This window comes from Planctopirus sp. SH287, from assembly GCF_056500625.1.
Genome location: NZ_CM151403.1, coordinates 5,544,189 through 5,561,433 on the forward strand (window position 1 = coordinate 5,544,189; position 17,245 = coordinate 5,561,433).

At 53.1% G+C, this 17,245-nt stretch carries 10 protein-coding genes and 1 tRNA gene; 5 read left to right on the top strand and 6 right to left on the bottom strand.

Annotated features, from left to right (window positions below; translation table 11 throughout):
* Window positions 1-481: 481 nt before the first annotated feature.
* Window positions 482-1,540, bottom strand: a complete 1,059-nt coding sequence (locus SH287x_RS20800) for a hypothetical protein (RefSeq protein WP_488199491.1) — start codon at window positions 1,538-1,540, stop codon at window positions 482-484.
* 513 nt (window positions 1,541-2,053) lie between these two features.
* On the opposite strand from SH287x_RS20800, the gene SH287x_RS20655 reads away from it, so the two are divergent.
* The 5 genes from SH287x_RS20655 (at window position 2,054) to SH287x_RS20675 (ending at window position 5,815) form a co-directional block, all read left to right on the top strand.
* Window positions 2,054-2,320 (top strand): hypothetical protein, encoded by a 267-nt coding sequence (locus SH287x_RS20655; RefSeq protein WP_479516309.1) that lies wholly within the window; start codon window positions 2,054-2,056, stop codon window positions 2,318-2,320.
* A 57-nt stretch (window positions 2,321-2,377) separates the two neighbouring features.
* Entirely contained in the window at window positions 2,378-3,676 is a 1,299-nt protein-coding gene (locus tag SH287x_RS20660; protein WP_479516310.1) for a hypothetical protein, read from the top strand.
* Window positions 3,673-3,954: a hypothetical protein gene (locus SH287x_RS20665; RefSeq protein WP_479516312.1), complete on the top strand. Its 282-nt coding sequence runs from the start codon at window positions 3,673-3,675 to the stop codon at window positions 3,952-3,954. Before SH287x_RS20660 ends, SH287x_RS20665 begins: the two co-directional genes overlap by 4 nt.
* 164 nt (window positions 3,955-4,118) lie before the next feature.
* Complete coding sequence (locus SH287x_RS20670; protein ID WP_479516313.1) at window positions 4,119-4,334, top strand: hypothetical protein; 216 nt, start codon at window positions 4,119-4,121, stop codon at window positions 4,332-4,334.
* Entirely contained in the window at window positions 4,331-5,815 is a 1,485-nt protein-coding gene (locus SH287x_RS20675) for a recombinase family protein (protein WP_479516314.1), read from the top strand. Before SH287x_RS20670 ends, SH287x_RS20675 begins: the two co-directional genes overlap by 4 nt.
* Here the strand turns inward: SH287x_RS20675 and SH287x_RS20680 are convergent.
* The 5 genes from SH287x_RS20680 to SH287x_RS20700 all read right to left on the bottom strand — a co-directional run bounded on the left by SH287x_RS20680 (window position 5,806) and on the right by SH287x_RS20700 (window position 16,983).
* Window positions 5,806-5,878, bottom strand: a tRNA-Ala gene (locus SH287x_RS20680). The genes SH287x_RS20675 and SH287x_RS20680 overlap by 10 nt on opposite strands.
* Before the next feature lie 199 nt (window positions 5,879-6,077).
* On the bottom strand, window positions 6,078-9,689 hold the full coding sequence (locus tag SH287x_RS20685) for an acyl-[ACP]--phospholipid O-acyltransferase (RefSeq protein ID WP_479516315.1): 3,612 nt from the start codon (window positions 9,687-9,689) through the stop codon (window positions 6,078-6,080).
* 237 nt (window positions 9,690-9,926) lie between these two features.
* Window positions 9,927-13,490 carry a preprotein translocase subunit SecA gene (gene secA, locus SH287x_RS20690; RefSeq protein WP_479516316.1) on the bottom strand — a complete coding sequence of 1,188 codons (3,564 nt, stop codon included), beginning with the start codon at window positions 13,488-13,490 and terminating at the stop codon, window positions 9,927-9,929.
* Between the two features lie 694 nt (window positions 13,491-14,184).
* Window positions 14,185-14,646: a hypothetical protein gene (locus tag SH287x_RS20695; protein WP_479516318.1), complete on the bottom strand. Its 462-nt coding sequence runs from the start codon at window positions 14,644-14,646 to the stop codon at window positions 14,185-14,187.
* Between the two features lie 342 nt (window positions 14,647-14,988).
* Complete coding sequence (locus SH287x_RS20700) at window positions 14,989-16,983, bottom strand: potassium transporter Kup (RefSeq protein WP_479516319.1); 1,995 nt, start codon at window positions 16,981-16,983, stop codon at window positions 14,989-14,991.
* Between the last annotated feature and the right edge of the window lie 262 nt (window positions 16,984-17,245).

Consider the following 17,245-nt stretch of genomic DNA (forward strand, 5'->3'; position numbering starts at 1 on the left):
GAATGGGTGGGGTGATCAGCAACGTTTGCAGAGGTTGTTTTCGGGGAGACTATCGGTGTAAATAAGTTGTTTGCTGGAGAGGTCGTGTCGAATCACTTAACGAGACGGCTACTGAACAATCTTGTTTAGTAGGGAGTGTAGCATTGAAAATTCAAAATCACCGTTGATGCGCTTCTCGATAAGGATGGCGAGATCTTGGTCATCGAGTGGTAGTATGTATCCCCTGTCATCCAGGACCGTGTCTCGGCATCTCTGTATAAATAGGGGTTTGTCGTCAATTGATCTGCACAATAAAAATCCTACTCGGCCACGGTGTTTGTTGAACCGGCCCGACAATTGATCCAATTCGGGGTTGGCTGGGTCAGATGTGTAGTTCTTGCATTCAATCATGATTTTTGCCGAATTGTAATGTTTAGAAATATAGTTGAAGAATCCTTTGTCTGCGTGGTTTTCAAAAGTGATGTCAATGCGTTTTCGTCCATCATGGATGATGGATTGTGATTGTGGGTCGACAAGCGACGGGTAAAATAATGCTTGTAGAAGTGATTGCACAGCCTTTTCGTAAGCAGGTGCGTCTTTTTTTCCAGGTGCTATATTGAGAAGGCTGTCCAGTAGTGATTGCCAATTTGGGGGGTTCGGTCCCTCCGCATTCGGACATTTGCTCGTGAGTAAGAGGTGGGTTTGGGATTCGAGATTTGGCTAGGCGGAAGTTTGTCAGGATGTCGGGTGATTCAAGTGTCGTTCGCTCGTTCGTTTCCTTTGACCGGGGGTGGGTTTCTTGCAGTTCTTTCTTGTTTACTCGTCGCTCACCATTCTTTAGCGTCCGAACAAGCTTTGAGGACGGATTGTTTAACTCTCTGTCTGCCAGTTCCTCTAGTACGAAATGGCGGTAGTAGTCACCTGGGTCGAAGAACGTGTTTCTGCGGACGATCGATTTTGGAACCAACAAGAGAGGTTTGTGGGATGGCATTAGTGCGGGATTTAATTCAGTGATCCAGCATTCCTCTTCTATATTGTATAGTGGACCCACGTTGACATGTGTTACGATCGGAAGCTGGTATTTGGATGCCATCTCGATTGTGTATTGAATAAGATGATTTCGTATTATGTTGGTTGTTATGTCGGAAATACGATCGTGGCCGACATTCGCAATCATCAGTGCTGTCTCTTCGAGGTCCTCGATGAGTCCGCTTCGGACTGCGGCGCTTTTTGATAGTGAATTAAAAAGATCTTCGCTTAGCATGCGACCTACTGCTCGCCCTGAGGCGCGTCCCTTCGAGAGACCGAGTCGAGTTTCGTTAGGTTCTCTCAGGTGGCCTAAAAGTTGCATCGACACATTGCGGTTGTTGTTCTGGATTGAGGTTATTAGCTGGCCAAAATACCTCTGTAGGGATTGAACGCACTTACTGGCCCAGTCTGATTTCAATCGACGTATCGCATTGGGGTCAATATAAAGGCGTATGTCGTTGTCGATGTCTACATCAACAAACTCGAGTGACGGCTGGCTCAATCCAAGATCGAAGTACTCGGATACTCTCACGTTATTAGGATCCGATCTGAAAGGTTTTCTTCTGGTGGGAATATGCGATTCGTTTGCAATGCGAACCGCAGGTAGTCGTGTATAAGTTTGTTGCCATCGAGAAGTGTTGTTTTAGTGGCTTGTGCTGATGAACAGTAGGATACAGATGCTTTTTCCATAATTCAACGGCCTGTTTTTCTTTTGAACAACAGCAGGGGCGACTTTGTTTCATCTGGTTTGGAACCCTCAGCCCCAGCGTCGGGCACCCCCCAAAGGTGCCAGCTGGGGATGAGGCGTGTTCCGCTCTGCCTTTTTTGTCCTGTGCCGCGTGAGGGAACGCAGCGGAGATTCCGGCGGAGCGAAGGCGGAGTCCGGAGATCGGAGCGGAGTGACCGAGCCGCCTGGATCAGTCGAGAGCTGGGATGATCGTTGACTTTTGGAGAAGTTCGCGGATCAGAATTTCCGCAGGAATCCTCTAGACAGAAAAATTCATGCGGATAAGCTTCTGCCGACTTCATGGCCCACGGATGATCGATGGTCGGTTTTTTCGAGCAGCTGGTGGTTCATGAAGTGCCACGAATCAGGGTCGTTTCCTGTTTCGACAATTCAGCAAAGCACAAGGGATCGTTGTTTACGTCGCTTCGTGGGAATGTGGTTGGATACTTGCGTGGTGGTGGGCACCGATCGATGGAAATCGTCCAGTACGATCTCTCGGTGCCAGTTGGTTTGATGGTTGTTGTTGTCGATTTGTTGTTGAGTTCGCCTCCGCCCCTGTTGCTTGCCTGCAATGCAGGCCGCTGAAGCTGCTTCGGTTTTTGCCGAATGCGGTTTCTCCATAGCTCGGGCGGATTCTTTTTTATGCAAAGTGCGAACTCGTCGCATGCTGGCGCTGTGGCCGCAGGCGATCAACCGTCAAGCGGCGATTCCTCTCCTCTCGTCCCCGTCGTGCCACAGCCGGCCTCTTCGTTGGTTCCCGGCACCGATGGGGGCGAGGCAGAGTCTGTAACACGCCTAGCCCCCTTTACAAATGGGGAGAAAAATCACCTTCCCATCCCTTTGGTCTGCGGCGTCGATTCGCTCGACCTCGGGTTGTACATCGAATGGGGTTCACAGTGGCAGGATCTGACTGAGATCCTGGATGATGCCAAAGAGCAGGCGGCGGGAACGCAAGGTGTTCCCATTGTTGGTGATCACTTCCTGGTGTTGCCCAGTGGCAAACCTCCCAGCTACCGCTGGCATCTTCAATGGCCGGAGTTTCATCTCTATTTGAGCCGCAGCACAGAGCCACACGGCAATACGCCGAACGGTTATGTTTCGATCAATGCGAAAACGCTTTGGTCAATGGGAGTTTCCGGCGCGGTGAATTCCGTTGTTCGCTGGATCGAACTCCTGGATGGCAGGGTGCGAACCATCAAGCCCAGCCGGTGTGATCTCGCGGCTGACTTTCAGCTCAGCGATCCCCTGACTCTGCCATTTCTCCTGGGGCATCGTGTGCCGCAGCATGTGCAGCATTCGCACAACATGACCGGCGATGCTCTGGAAACGTTCTATCACGGAGCCAAGAAGTCACCGATTCAATTAAGGATCTATGACAAAGCCCTGGAAGTCCTCAAAGGGGGCACCAAGCTCTGGTTTTACGACCTTTGGAACGTGGAACCGGGAACTCATGTCTGGCGGATGGAATATCAGCTACGTCGTGAGATTCTCAAGCAGTTCAGCATTCATACGGTGGATGATCTGATTGAGAAGGCGGGTGGGTTATGGCAATACCTCACCGAAGACTGGTTCTCTCTGCGAAAGCATGATGACTCCAATACGACTCGGCGATCTGTGCTTCCCTGGTGGCAAGTCGTGCAATCGTGTGCTGATCAATTCGGGCCATCCATGAACTTGGAGCGGACGTTGAATACTGCCACTGCTGACAGCACGTGGTATGTGAATCACGTCGCCGGTTGCCTGGTGGGATATGCCGCCAGAGAGCGGTTACTGACGGTGCAAGACGCACTGGCATCCATTTCTCATCGCGTGCTGACGTATTTCGATCGGCACGACTTTCAAAGCAAGCTCGCTGTGAAATCGATTCAACTGGGCCTCTCGGGGAGTACCGGGGTCACAGGAATCGATACCTCTACCTCCGGAAAGGAATCCGAATCATGAGTCGAGAACGTAAAGAACGCCGAGATCAAGAACGTGGGATGCAGACCATGAGAGACTGCCTTCCCATCGCCAGATTTTTAGCTTCCAAGGAGCATCGGCTTATTGGCTCTGATGCTGAAGGAATGGATTACTTGAAAGAATTGTTGGAACGCGGTGTGTTGATTGATCAAGGCTATGACTCTTTCAGCGGACAACGAGATCTGAGTTTGATTCTTGAAAGATTCAACACCTCTGAAGTGCATGTCACACTCGATGAAATTGCGGATTTGTTCCGCTAGCCATGTTGGGCAGCCCAGTCCGAATGTGGCTGAGATGCTCGTCGAATGGCCACGGGAAAAGAAGCTGTTGTGAAATTTGGTGAGACACCGCCCAGTGCTTCACAGATCCGCTTACGAATCGAGAATCGAATTAACCCGGCGGGAGCGCCGAAGGATTTCAGGCCATGGAAGGCACACGCCAAGACAGCGAAGGAAATGCAACTGCTCCCGAGGCTCCCCCCTGGGTGACGGAATCGTTGATTGCCATGACCTTCAAAACCTGGCAGCCCTACTATAAGAACCCCTTGAGTCGTGGCGATGTGATCCGCATGATCGTTTCTGTTGGTCAGTTATTTCGTGTGGTGGCACAGAATCACCGATTTCAGGAACGCAGATCATGAAGCAATTCGTGGCATTGGCACGCGTCAGCAGTCGGGAGCAGGAACGGGAAGGCTTCTCGCTGGCCGTTCAGGAAGAGGCGTTGCGACGGTATGCCACCCAGCATGGGGGGACGTTGTTCCGCCTCTTTCGCATTGCGGAGACCGCCAGCAAGGGGGATGAGCGGAAGACGTTCAAGGAGATGGTGGCATTCACCAAACGCCACTGCGCCGAGATCGACGGGCTGTTGTTCTACAAGGTCGACCGGGCCGCCCGAAACCTGTTCGATTACGTCGAACTGGAACGGCTGGAAACGGAATACGATGTCCCCTTCATCTCCATCTCACAGCCGACCGAATCGAATCCCGCCGGTCGCATGATGCGGCGGACCCTGGCCAACATGGCCAGCTTCTTCACCGAACAGATGGCCGTCGACATCAGCCAGGGGATCAACCGCCGCGTTCAGGAGGGCTGGTTCCCCGGCAAAGCCCCCTACGGTTACCGCAATGTCCGGATCAATGGTCGCAGCATTGTGGAGGTTGATTCTCCCGCAGCGGTCAATGTGAAGCGGATCTTCCAACTCTACGCCTACGAGAACTGTACCCTGGAGGGGGTGGTGCGTCGGCTGGTTCAGGAAGGGGCACAGTACCGCAGCGATTCTCCTGAATTTAAACGAACTTCGATTCACAACATCCTCAATGATCGAGCGTATCTGGGAGAAATTCAGTATCGGGGGCGTTGGTATCCGGGACGTCAGGAATCGATGATTGATCTGGCGACATGGCAGAGAGTGCATGCTCTTTTGGGAGGAACGGGCAATCAGCAATCGCACGCCATGACCTATGCCGCTGAGTTCATGCGATGCGGGCACTGTGGACACCCTATCACCGGTGAGTTGAAGATTAAGCAGACTAAGTCAGGGCCAAGGTCTTACCAATACTACCGCTGCTCGAAGTACAACCAGTCAGGTCATCCCCGTACGCGCGTGACGGAAGCGGAGATTGATCGACAGGTGTTAGCCCTCTTCGATCGCATCCGCATCGGAGATGATGCGGTGCGGGACTGGTTCCGTGCGGTGCTGATCTCGCAGACCAAAGATGCCCAGGTCGACTCACAAGCTCAAAGATCGGAGTTGCAGCGTCAGGCGACGTTGCTGGTGGCCCAGCAGGATCGACTGTTGAATCTGCGGATCGAAGATCAGATCGACGAATCGACCTTCCAACGCAAGCAAATTGAACTGCGGGATCGGCTGGCCTCGATCAAGCTGCAACTCGATGTGCTCGATCGCTCACACGATGAAACGGCAGAATTGGCCTTGAAAGTGTTTGAACTTTCTCAAACACTTCGGCAGCAGTGGCTTACAGCGGATTATGCCGCCAAGCGTCGAATCTTGGAAATCGTCTGTTTGAACTGCACGCTGAGCGACGTAACCCTATGCCCGGAAATAAGAAAGCCCTTCGATGTGCTCATCGAAGGGCTTCTTGTTCATCAAAGTGGAGGATAGCGGGATTGAACCGCTGACCTCTTGCATGCCATGCAAGCGCTCTCCCAGCTGAGCTAATCCCCCATTTTGGGTGATGAACAACAAGAACAGGAATCCCCGAAGTTCATTGATGATGTCGTATCTGGGTGACACCATCATCGACCGATTGGTTCGGCTGACTTGAAAGATGTTAGCTGTTGGGAACCTGTCATGCAACTGTAGGGGTTGTCTGGATTGCAGGGAGTTTCAGCGGATATTGCCGGTCAGGTTCATCCCGCTGTCATCAAGCTCCTGCTGTGGGCTGGGGGAATCGGGCGAGAGCGCAGTCCTTAATCCCCTTGAGATCCAGCTTCCCTGTGCCCAGAATGGGAACGGCCTCGACTTCGATAAAACTATCAGCCCCCGGAATCCAAAGGTTGGGAATCCCTGTTTCTCCAAGCTTCTTGATAATTTCAGCAATGGGTTGAGATAGCGGCCGATGAATCACAACCAGTCGCTCGCCGCGTTGTGTGTCTGGAACTGCGGTGACAGCCAGCGGGAGCGAACCGTCGTCCTCTGGTAATTGCACGATTTCCAGAAGCAGCTCTTCGATTCGCAAGTGAGGAACCATTTCTCCCGCAACCTTGGAGAAGCGGCTCAGCCGTCCCGTGAGTGTCAGAAAACCCTCATCGTCGATGATCCCCAGATCGCCCGTGTCATACCAGCCATCCTGAAGAACTTCGCTGGTCTTCTCGGGGTTTTTCCAGTAGCCAGCCATGACGTTGCCTCCCTTGAGCTGAACGCGCCCCTGGGTGTTGACGCCCAGTTCTTTCCCCGTATCAGGATCAAGGATGCGAACGGCAAAGCCCGGCAGCGGACGGCCTACAGTGCCGAGTTTGGTTCCCTTTTGAGAGGTGAGTTCACAGCGGTGATCAGGGACGTTCACGAAGGCGGGGCCGGTCGTTTCTGTGGCACCATAACCTTCGGAAGGGAGCACTCCAAACTTTGTCTGGAATTCATTAGCTAATTCGTTGGGAAGTTTTTCCGCTCCCACAACGACAAGATCAAGTTTTGAAAACTGGGCTGGTTCACATCGCTTCAGATAAGAACGCAGGAATGTGGGAGTCGCCAGCAGAATCGTGACGCCAAACTTCTCCGCAAGCTGACCAATCACCCGGGCATCGAGCGGATTGATGTGATAAACGACACGCGGCGGCAGGCATAGCGGAAGCCAAAGTGTAATGCTGAAGCCCAGCGAGTGAAAAAACGGCAAGACACCCAGCACGGTATCTGTCGATTCCAGACGGGCAATATGGTCAGCCGCATCAATGGTGATCTTGAGATTATTGTGAGTGAGCATGACCCCCTTGGGCTGCCCGGTGGAACCCGAAGTAAAGATCAGCGTCAGGAGTTCATCGGTACCGCGGGTTGGCCGTCCCATCAATGAGAGAAGCACGGATGCGGGGAGGGTATAGGCCGAGAAAGCCGCACAGACCTTGTCAAAGGTCGTGATTTTCTGCTTCAGATCTTCCAGAAAGACAAATTTGGCTGTTAACTGAAAGTCCCGTTTTTCCAGCACTTTTTTACTGGTAATGACCGTCTGGATTTCGCCCTGCTCAAGGCACGCATTGAGCTGTGAATCGGAGAGCGTGTAGTTGAGGTTCGCCGTCACACGGCCAGCCAGCGATAAGCCGACGTTGGCCAGCACTCCACCCACAGTCGGAGGAAGAAGGATCCCTACGACTTTTTCGTGGGGAGCCAACTGACGCCGGAGGACACGATTCATCGCCAATGAAGCGATCAGCAGATTGTTGCCTGAGAGTTCCATACCGCCGGAATCAGCAACCTTGCTGCGTCCTCCCGATCGACGGCAGTTATTGATAAACGTCGCCAGAAGTGAAGGATCGTGAGCTTTGCGTTTTTCCATGGCTTCGACTCCCAGAAGCTGCACCGCAGAACGAACCTCGTAAACTGATTTTGGCTCATGAACGGGCCGGCCGTACAGAATACTGACTGGCAAGAGGAGTCGCTTGGGCCATTTCCAGAAGAATTTTCCGCCTTTGAAGCTGAAAATGCTTCCCCAGAGTCCTTCCAGATACACAGGGATCACAGGGGCGCTGGTTCCCTGAATGATCTTGAGAAAGCCCGGTTGGAAGGGAAGCATCTGGCCAGTACGGGTCAGTCCCCCTTCGGCAAAGATGCAGACAACATGACCTTCTTCAATCGCCTTGCGGGCTGTGCGTAGTGATTCGATCAGCGCCTTGGGGCCGCCATCTGATTTGATGGGGATGATTTCAAAAATCCGGGCCAGCCAGTTGAGTTTGGGGTTATTGACATAATCGGCATAGGCAATGAACCGAACAGGGCGAGGCGTCATCGTCATCAGCAGGATGCCGTCGACCCAGGTCACATGATTTGAAACCAGCAAGGCGCCACCAGTTTCGGGGATGTTCTCAACTCCGAAGCGGCGAATGCGATAGAAGGTGTGCGAAAAAACATAGAACAAGAAACGGAGCATGGCGCCAGGAAGCAGAAACATGATATAGACCGCTACAGGGACGGTACCGATGCCACAGACCAAAAATACGGCTGCGGGACTGACGTTCAAAATACCGAGCAGAAGATAAAAGATTCCCGCAGCGGCGAGAGCGCCAGAAAACGCCAGGAAGTTGGTAGCCGCCAGAATTTTTCCCAGAACTTTTGGGTCACTGCGATGCTGCAAATAGGCTTCCAGGGGGACATCAAACAAACCGGCGAAAACTCCCAGAAAGAACAGGGCACCGACCGAGAGTTCAAACGCCACAACGCGATGGTCATCGCTCAGAATCCCTGCGAAATAGAGCACGACCGAGCAGACGGCGATCCCTGAAGCGCCCAGTGGCACCAATCCAAGTTCGACATGCCCGCCCGAAAGATAACCAGCCAGCAGGCTGCCCACGCCGACGCCAATCACCAACACCATACCGAAAATGCCGACCTGCCATTGACTCAGGCCCAGGTCATAATCTCCGAAGGTGTCGATGTTCAATTGAGCCATCGAAGCGAGTAGCCAGAAGAATGAGATTCCCAACGCCGTTCGCGCAAGAAGCACATCGTTAGACAGCAGCTTGAGGCTGCGCACCGTATCCAAAGGAAAATTCCAGGGGAAGCGGGTCTCAGGGTCGCCCGCAGGAATACGGCGAATCCCCAGACTGACCACCCAGCCGAAGACGGCAATCGACATGATGACGGCAAACGCCAGAACAAGAGAACTCCAGGTGATGGAATCATTGGCTGTTGGCTGAACCAGACTGGCCAGTGTGTTTCCCAGAAGAAATCCCAATGCACAAGGGACGACGTTCATCAGCCCCATCAGTCCATTCGCGCGCGAGAGTGCCCCGTCATGAACCAGCTCCGGGATACTTCCCTGGCGCGCGGGAGCGAAAAGCGCATTCATCACGCCGGTTAAGCCAACCACGGTGAATAGCAGCGGAATGTTTTTTGTTCCCAGTGCCAGGAACCCACCCAGCATGATCACAATTTCTGCCAGCTTACACCACGTGATGACTTTGGCTTTACTGAACCGGTCGGCAAGATAACCAGCCGGTGCTGCCAGAAAGAGAAACGGGAGTGTGAAAGCCGCTAGCCCCAATGCCAGCATGGCAGCATCTTCACCCAGAGACTTCACCCCGGGATCGTGACGAAAAAGCCGCTTGGCGAGCGGAACAACGAGCCACCGAAACGTGTGATCGTTGAGAACCGTCAGGAATTGAACCACCAGCAGGCTGATAAAGCTCATCGACGAAAGACGGTCGTGCAGATCGGGACGTACCTGCCCCCCGGTCAGAATGATCGGAATAGCGTCCGATGACGCCATCTCGCCAGTCGGATGATCGGCTGGCGTTGAATGAACGGTTGCTCCCGAGAGCGTCTGCATACCCGAATTGTCCAGTCGTTGTCGCGCATCCGCTTCGCGTATCAGGCGGGTTCGTCTTGGTTGGTTGTCAGCTCAGTGGTGTTTTTGACAGCAGATCCCGTTGAGGAATCGGCGCTGCCATCAAATCATAGCGGATGAATCGTCAATTTGCGTACGAGTTTCCCTAGCCACTCGGATCAGAAAATTTTCAGCATCGCGAAGGGGCAGAGTTCTTGCTTCTCCTGATTGTCAAGGGGCTTACTGCCCGCAGCACTTCTTGAATTTCTTGCCACTCCCGCAAGGGCAAGGATCATTACGGCCGACACGGGACTTGTCATTACGAATGGTTTCGATCGCAGGGCTGCCGGCACCACCTTCACCGCGATGGGCCACCATGCCAGTACCCTCGTCACCGGAATCCTGAATACCGCCCGGAGCAGCATGCGTCTCTGAGGTAACCGACCAGAGTGATCCCACAAAATCAGGGCTGACGTCTTCAATTCTAAAGATCGCCCCAGTGACCTGATCTCCGATGCGGTCCCACATTTGTTCAAAGGCACGCATCCCCTCACGGCGGTATTCGACCTTGGGATCTTTCTGGGCGTAGCCCACAAGGCCAATGTTCGCCCGCAGGTGATCCATGTAATAAAGATGGTCTTTCCAGGCACTATCCAGACATTCCAGGATCAGCATTCGTTCGGCGGTATGAAGTTCTGGCCGGAAGCGTTTGCTGTAGTGCTCGATCATCACCTGCCGAGCCGCCTGGACGTCTTTGTCGTCGAAGTCGTCGGCTTCCAACTCTGCATGGAACTTGGCATTGGCCCAGGCAGCCAGCCGATTGGCAGCGGTGGCACTGATGGGACGTGTGAGTTCTTTTTGTCCCTTGCCATTCGTTTCTGGAAGAGTTCCGCAGGCGTCGATAATTTCTTTTTCAAGACTCTCCAGCAGGCCGGGGGCAGGGGCAAACTGCTCACTCTTAAGCAGCAAGGCTGACTCAATGCTGGATTTTGACAGGTTTTCAAACTGATCCGATGAGAACCGGGTCTGGAAACGGGCATTGGCCCAACCGGCAAGACCGGCCCGGTCGTAGCGTTCTGTCGATCCGTTGCCTGTTTCAGAGAGGAATTGAGAAAGTCCCACCGAAACCGGGAAGGTGATTTCCTTGCGGCCATAGTTCGCAAGAATATGGTTGCGGATCAAATCGACAGCCGCCGACTGCTCCAGTCCTTCAAATTCTTCTGGTGGAATGTTAATGGCAAACTGGTGTTGCACCCAGCCAGCCAGCGATTTACGCCCCCAGTCATCGGCCAGAAACTCAGACAGTGGCTCAAATTTGTAGCGGCCAATCGCGTCTTTGGCCCGCTGATACAGATAAATCTGAAGCTCATCCACACCGATCTTGCGCAGCTCGCGATCGTTGGTGTTCAAGCCGAAGTGGTTGTTGACCCAGCGGCTCATCGCCAACCAGTTGCGTTCGCGATCATCCAGATCAAGGGGTAGATTTTCTTCCATCTGTTCGTGAATCTGATCTTCCGCCTGACGCTCGGACTGATCACGAAGATACTCAATCATTCGCTCTTCGCTCATGTCGCGAAGATCGCTGGCATCAACCTGAATCCCGAATGTCTGTCCGGCCCAGTTAGCCGCCGTTTCCCAGCGGTACTGCGGGCTGAGGAAGATCTTCGTCCAGCGGTTCAGCTGACGGTCGATCATGCTGAGAATCAACGGACGGCAGACAGCACCATCGAGAATCGACTGGCGGTAGTTATAAACCCGCTTACGCTGCTCATCCATCACTTCGTCGTATTCAAGCAGGTGTTTGCGGGACTCGAAGTGGCGTTCTTCCACCTTCTTCTGTGAACCTTCAATACGGGATGTGACCATCCCGCTTTCAATGCGTTCCCCTTCTTGCATGCCCATGGCGGTGAGCCAGTCCTTCACCCATTCGCCACCGAACTTCCGCATGAGGTCATCTTCCAGCGAAAGGAAGAAGCGGCTTGAACCAGGGTCACCCTGGCGACCCGCACGCCCACGCAACTGAAGGTCAATACGGCGACTGTCGTGACGTTCGGTCCCCACCACATGCAATCCGCCCAGCTCGGCGACTTTGCGGCCTTCGTCAGCCATCCCTTCCTTCTGGGCAATCCGTTTCGTGGTCTCGTTCCAGACCGACTTGGGAACATCCAGACGGGATTGATAAGTGTTTTTCAATTCATCCCAGGCGAGATATTCCGGGTTACCGCCAAGGATAATATCTGTACCACGACCAGCCATGTTGGTCGAAATCGTGACGGCACCTAACCGGCCCGCCTGAGCGATGATTTCGGCTTCACGCTCATGGTATTTCGCATTAAGCATGTTGTGCTTAACACCCTGCTGCGTCAGCTTCCGGCTCAAATGCTCCGAATTCTCAATGGAAACCGTACCCACCAGCACAGGCCGGCCAGTGGCATGGACTTCCTTGACCTCTTCGATAACCGCATCCCATTTTTCTTTGACAGTGCGGTAAATCGCATCGGGATAGTTAATACGCTGAGTCGGCCGGTTGGTTGGAACCGCGACGACATCCAGCTTATAGATCTTCCAGAATTCGTTAGCTTCGGTCATGGCCGTACCGGTCATACCGCTCAGCTTGGGATAAAGCTTAAAGAAGTTTTGCAGCGTCACCGTGGCAAAAGTCTGAGTGTCCTCCTTAATGCGGACACCTTCTTTAGTTTGTACGGCCTGATGCAGGCCGTCGCTCCATTGGCGCCCTTCCATCTTACGGCCAGTATGTTCGTCGATAATGATGACTTCATCGTTCTCGACAATATAGTTTACATCTCGTTTATAGAGATGGATGGCACGTAGCGAGTTATCTATGAGGTGCGGCCACTCCATGTTACCCGCAGTATAGAAGCTTTCGACTCCTGCCAACTCTTCGGCATAGCGAATCCCTTCGTCAGAGAGATGGCAGGTGTGCTCTTTTTCTTTCACTTCAAAGTGAGTATCCCGCTTAAGCTGTAATGCCACGCGATGAGCTTTGGGGTACTTCGTCACATCGTCATGAGCCGGCCCCGAAATGATCAGCGGGGTGCGTGCTTCATCAATCAGGATGTTGTCAATTTCATCGATAATGGCATATCGCCGACCGTTTTGAACCTGAAGCTGGCGTCGGGGCTTCATGTTATCGCGGAGATAGTCAAAGCCAAATTCGTTATTCGTCCCATAGGTGATATCGCAGGCATAGGCGGCCTGACGTTCTGGCTCACGCATATTCGATTGAATCGCACCGACAGTCAGTCCCAGACCGGTATAGAGCGGTGCCATCCACTCCATATCGCGCAGTGCCAGGTAATCGTTCACGGTAATGACATGGACGCTACCAGCAAGACCATTCAGGAACGCAGGTAACGTAGCAACCAGCGTCTTACCTTCACCAGTCATCATTTCGGCAATCATCCCTTTATGCAGGATGTAGCCACCGACCATCTGGACGTCGTAATGACGCATCCGCATGAAGCGTTTTCCCGCTTCACGGACTGCCGCAAATGCGTCGGGGAGAATATCGTCGAGTGTCTCGCCCGCAGCGAGTCTGGCTCGCAAACGTGGAGTCGTCTGTCGCAGTTCGTCTTCCGTCAGGATTTCCAGCGAAGATTCCAACTGGTTAATTCGATCGAGAGTTGAACCAGGGGTGATCGTGGTGTTTCCCGCACGATCACGGATGAAACCCAACTGACGAACACGCCGTTCGTTCGACGAACCAAACAGCATGGTCAATGTTCGTTCAACACCAGATAGAACCGCGTTGGTTGCGTCGCCAATTTTCTCAATGAGTTCCATCAGACTTCCATCCGTGATTGGCGAGACGTGTTAAGGCCGACTTGAGCGAATGCCTTGATGCAGGCACGACCGGTCACATCAGTCTTGCGGACTCTTTATTTAAGGGTGTCTTGGTCAGCCGGAAAATCCGACCACCTGAAATAGACGTAACTTCTTATGCCTGAATAGTCTATTTGTTCTGCCAGAGGGGGTCAATGTCGTCAAAGTCCCGTTATAGCAACCAGAGTGCCATTGCGGCATGCTCGAGAGCTTTTTATTCACAACCCATTCTTGGGAAACATGTTATCGTTTTGTCAACTCTTCCATGCAAAAATGGCGTGTGCCAAGTTGGCAGGTGAGGGCTTCATGCTCCACAAGTCAATCGCACAAAGCCACAGGTTATGAAAAACGCCACAAGTGTTTTTGGTGAAATATGTTAGGAGATTTCCGTGTTCATTCCGCATCCTGGCCGACTTCTTGCGTGGCAGATTGCGTGACAGACTAACTGCTCTGGGCAGGCATTTCTTGTCTCTCAATACGCAGTGAGTTCTGAGAAAGCGTGCCAGCCCCATTTATGAATAAACTTATGGGGATAAACAGCAGATGCTCCCAAGCCCCGCAAGGGACTGGCGGCGTCAGACCCTGAACTGAAGTCCGCATCAGGGTGAGTTGTTGATCGGCAGATGGGCCAACTTCGCCCTGTTGCTGCCCACGATCAACTATGCAGATTTTCTTTCAAATCGTGCATTGTCCAGAAGTCATCAAGGGACTCCAGTGGTTCGGTTTCATACTGACCGGGAGTCAAAGTAATGTTGCGGCCTGTGTATTGGGTCAGAAATTCTTCAATCTCAACAGGAGAGTTTGGCCTTTTCGGTAATAGTCGGCTGAGCAACTTGCGGCCTGGAGATGGTTTATCCGGAATTGCTGGCATGGCCGCCCCCGCTGTTTCCGGGAGATAGATCGCTCCCGTACTGAAGTCGACGGCGAAAGCAATCACCCCAGGAATAAAGAAAAACAGCAGGCCAACGGCATTGAGTGCCACCACTCCCCAGTCAAAGCGGGAGCCACGTTGTCCCCGCCTCTCAGGATAAAGAATCGTTCCGCATCCGACCCAATGGGATGATGCCAGCGAAACAAATCCCAACAGCAGCCATTCGCGACGAGTGACGATGGGCATACAGATTTTCCACGGAACCAATCGCGTGGGTAGGCCCAACCTCTTGCGATGAGATGTTAAACGGGAGAAAGATTTCAGACAGGCGGGGGGCTGGCAGAATCAGACAGATCGAGTCATTCAGGCAGAATCGGAAAAACCTACCCGACCGAGAGCACATTCCTGAGAGGCAGCCTTAATGGTTTTCACTTCCCGGGTGAAAGAGGTATAGGCCATTGCCTCTCTTTGCTCAAGAGGGAACCGTGTCGCCTGGATTGAGCCATCACTTCTTTGATCAATCAACGGTGCTGCTGATGTTTGACGAGTTTCTGACCATGAAATGATCGGGGTCGGTGAGTTGCAGATTCAGATTTCGAGTTGAGAACCCAGTTCCACCACACGATCGGGAGGGAGGCAAAAGAATCGCGTGGCCGATGTGGCGTTGTGAGACATGGCGGCAAAGAGACGTTCGCGCCAGGCCGCCATCCCCTTGCGTGTTGTCGAAGCGAGTAAGCTCTCTCGACCAAGAAAATAGGTTGTACGGACGGGATCAAACACAAAACTCTCGTGATGGATCAGTTTCATTGCCCGGGGAATATCCGGGTCTTCCATGAAGCCGTAAGCCACAACGACACGAAAAATACTGGGCATGAGCGGTTCAATCGTGACGCGCTCGGCATCATCCACATGCGGTGTCTGCTGTGTTCTTACCGTGAGCAGCACGATCTGTTCATGCAACACTTTGTTGTGTTCGAGATTTTGCATGAGAGCGGGAGGTGTTCCTTGCCCGCTGCCGCTCATAAAGACGGCTGTTCCTGGAACGCGAATCGGAGCCTTTGTGGCGAGGTCTTCCAGAAAGCGATCGATCGGATAGAGACGTTCCAGCATTCGCTGGCCGAGAATCGTGCGTCCCCGTTTCCAGGTGGTCATAATGGTGAAAAGCACAATTCCAATGACGATTGGCAGCCAGCCGCCATCAGGAATTTTGGTCACATTCGCCCCGAAGAATGCCAGATCAATCAGCAGGAACAGACCCGTAAACGATCCCGCCATGGCCCGCGACCAATGCCAGCGTTCTCTGGCCACGACATAGAAAATGATGGTGGTAATCGCCATTGCTGAAGTGACGGCAATTCCATAGGCAGCAGCCAGCGCATTGGAACTGCGGAAGCCAATAACCGTGAAGATACAACCGATCATCAGCATGCTGTTCACAGCAGGCATGTAGATCTGGCCGTATTGAGTCACTGACGTATGGCGAATCTGCAAGCGGGGAAGAAACCCCAGTTGCGTGGCCTGCATGGTGATCGAGTAAGCCCCTGAAATCAGGGCCTGTGAGGCAATGATAGCGGCGAGAGTCGATAATCCGACCAGCGGATATAACCCCCAGGACGGTGCCAGCAGATAGAACGGATTGGAAGCAGCCGCGGGGTTGGTGATCAGCAAGGCTCCCTGTCCCAGATAGTTGAGAATCAACGCGGGAAAAACCAAAGCAAACCAGGTCACGCGAATGGGCCGACGACCAAAATGGCCCATATCGGCATAGAGAGCTTCTCCACCTGTCACCACGAGCACGACAGAACCCAGAACCAGATAGGCGTGCCATCCGCTGAAGAGAAGAAACTTGCAGCCGTACCAGGGATTAAACGATGCCAGCACTCCCGGATAATTGATCAGACTGGCGATCCCCAGAGCAGCCAGTGTGGTAAACCAGATGATCATCACGGGGCCAAACAGCTTTCCAATCCCGGCTGTTCCCTGGCTTTGAATCGCGAACAAACCAAACAGAATGACCACAGTGATCGGCACCACAAAAGGCTCGAACACATGTGTGGCCACATTCAGGCCTTCCATCGCTCCCAGAACGGAAATGGCGGGCGTGATCACACCATCGCCATAAAGTAATGCGGCGCCGAAAATCCCGAGAATGATCAGGCACCAGCGTTTGAAGGAGTCGTCCTGTTTCGTGGGCAGGGCCAGCGCCATCAGCGCCAGAATCCCTCCTTCGCCGCGATTATCGGCCTGCAGGATAAAGATCAGGTACTTGATCGAAATTACAGCGATCAACGACCAGAAAACCAGTGACAAGACTCCCAGCACGTTATCAGGCGTAGGCTCAATCCCATGCGCACCATGAAAACATTCACGCAGGGCATAGAGAGGTGATGTGCCAATATCGCCATAGACAATGCCCAGAGCGGCCAGGCTTAAACCTGCAAGTTGCCACTTTCCACCGGGATTGGCATGGCCTTGTGAGCCTTCTGGAGTGGAGTTCACAGCAACTGCCCCCACAACCGGGCTGGCATGATGTGAAGCCGCAGTCGTTTGGGAAGAAGGCGTTGGAGAAGTCTGGTCAGCCATGCTGTCAGCGGGCCCTCATGAAGTTTCACCTCGTCAGCAACAGGAAGAGGCGGTCAACAAGGTTAGTCGAGATTCCATCCTGATCACAGGGACTTCAGAGAATCGGGGACATAAGTTCACGCAGAATGCCTCGATGGATCTTGATGGCGCGCTCTCTCTATCATTGCCGATGCATCGGCGTGTCCCTTGCGGCAAACGCATAGGTCATTCTCAGGCATTGATCATTCTTTGCCATTGATCATTGTCAGGCGTCGTGTCACGG

Coding starts and splice junctions, on each gene's coding strand:
- SH287x_RS20655 (WP_479516309.1), top strand. CDS start 2,054: ATGGTCGGTTTTTTCGAGCAGCTGGTGGTTCATGAAGTGCCACGAATC.
- SH287x_RS20660 (WP_479516310.1), top strand. CDS start 2,378: ATGCAAAGTGCGAACTCGTCGCATGCTGGCGCTGTGGCCGCAGGCGAT.
- SH287x_RS20665 (WP_479516312.1), top strand. CDS start 3,673: ATGAGTCGAGAACGTAAAGAACGCCGAGATCAAGAACGTGGGATGCAG.
- SH287x_RS20670 (WP_479516313.1), top strand. CDS start 4,119: ATGGAAGGCACACGCCAAGACAGCGAAGGAAATGCAACTGCTCCCGAG.
- SH287x_RS20675 (WP_479516314.1), top strand. CDS start 4,331: ATGAAGCAATTCGTGGCATTGGCACGCGTCAGCAGTCGGGAGCAGGAA.
- SH287x_RS20685 (WP_479516315.1), bottom strand. CDS start 9,689: ATGCAGACGCTCTCGGGAGCAACCGTTCATTCAACGCCAGCCGATCAT.
- secA (WP_479516316.1), bottom strand. CDS start 13,490: ATGGAACTCATTGAGAAAATTGGCGACGCAACCAACGCGGTTCTATCT.
- SH287x_RS20695 (WP_479516318.1), bottom strand. CDS start 14,646: ATGCCCATCGTCACTCGTCGCGAATGGCTGCTGTTGGGATTTGTTTCG.
- SH287x_RS20700 (WP_479516319.1), bottom strand. CDS start 16,983: ATGGCTGACCAGACTTCTCCAACGCCTTCTTCCCAAACGACTGCGGCT.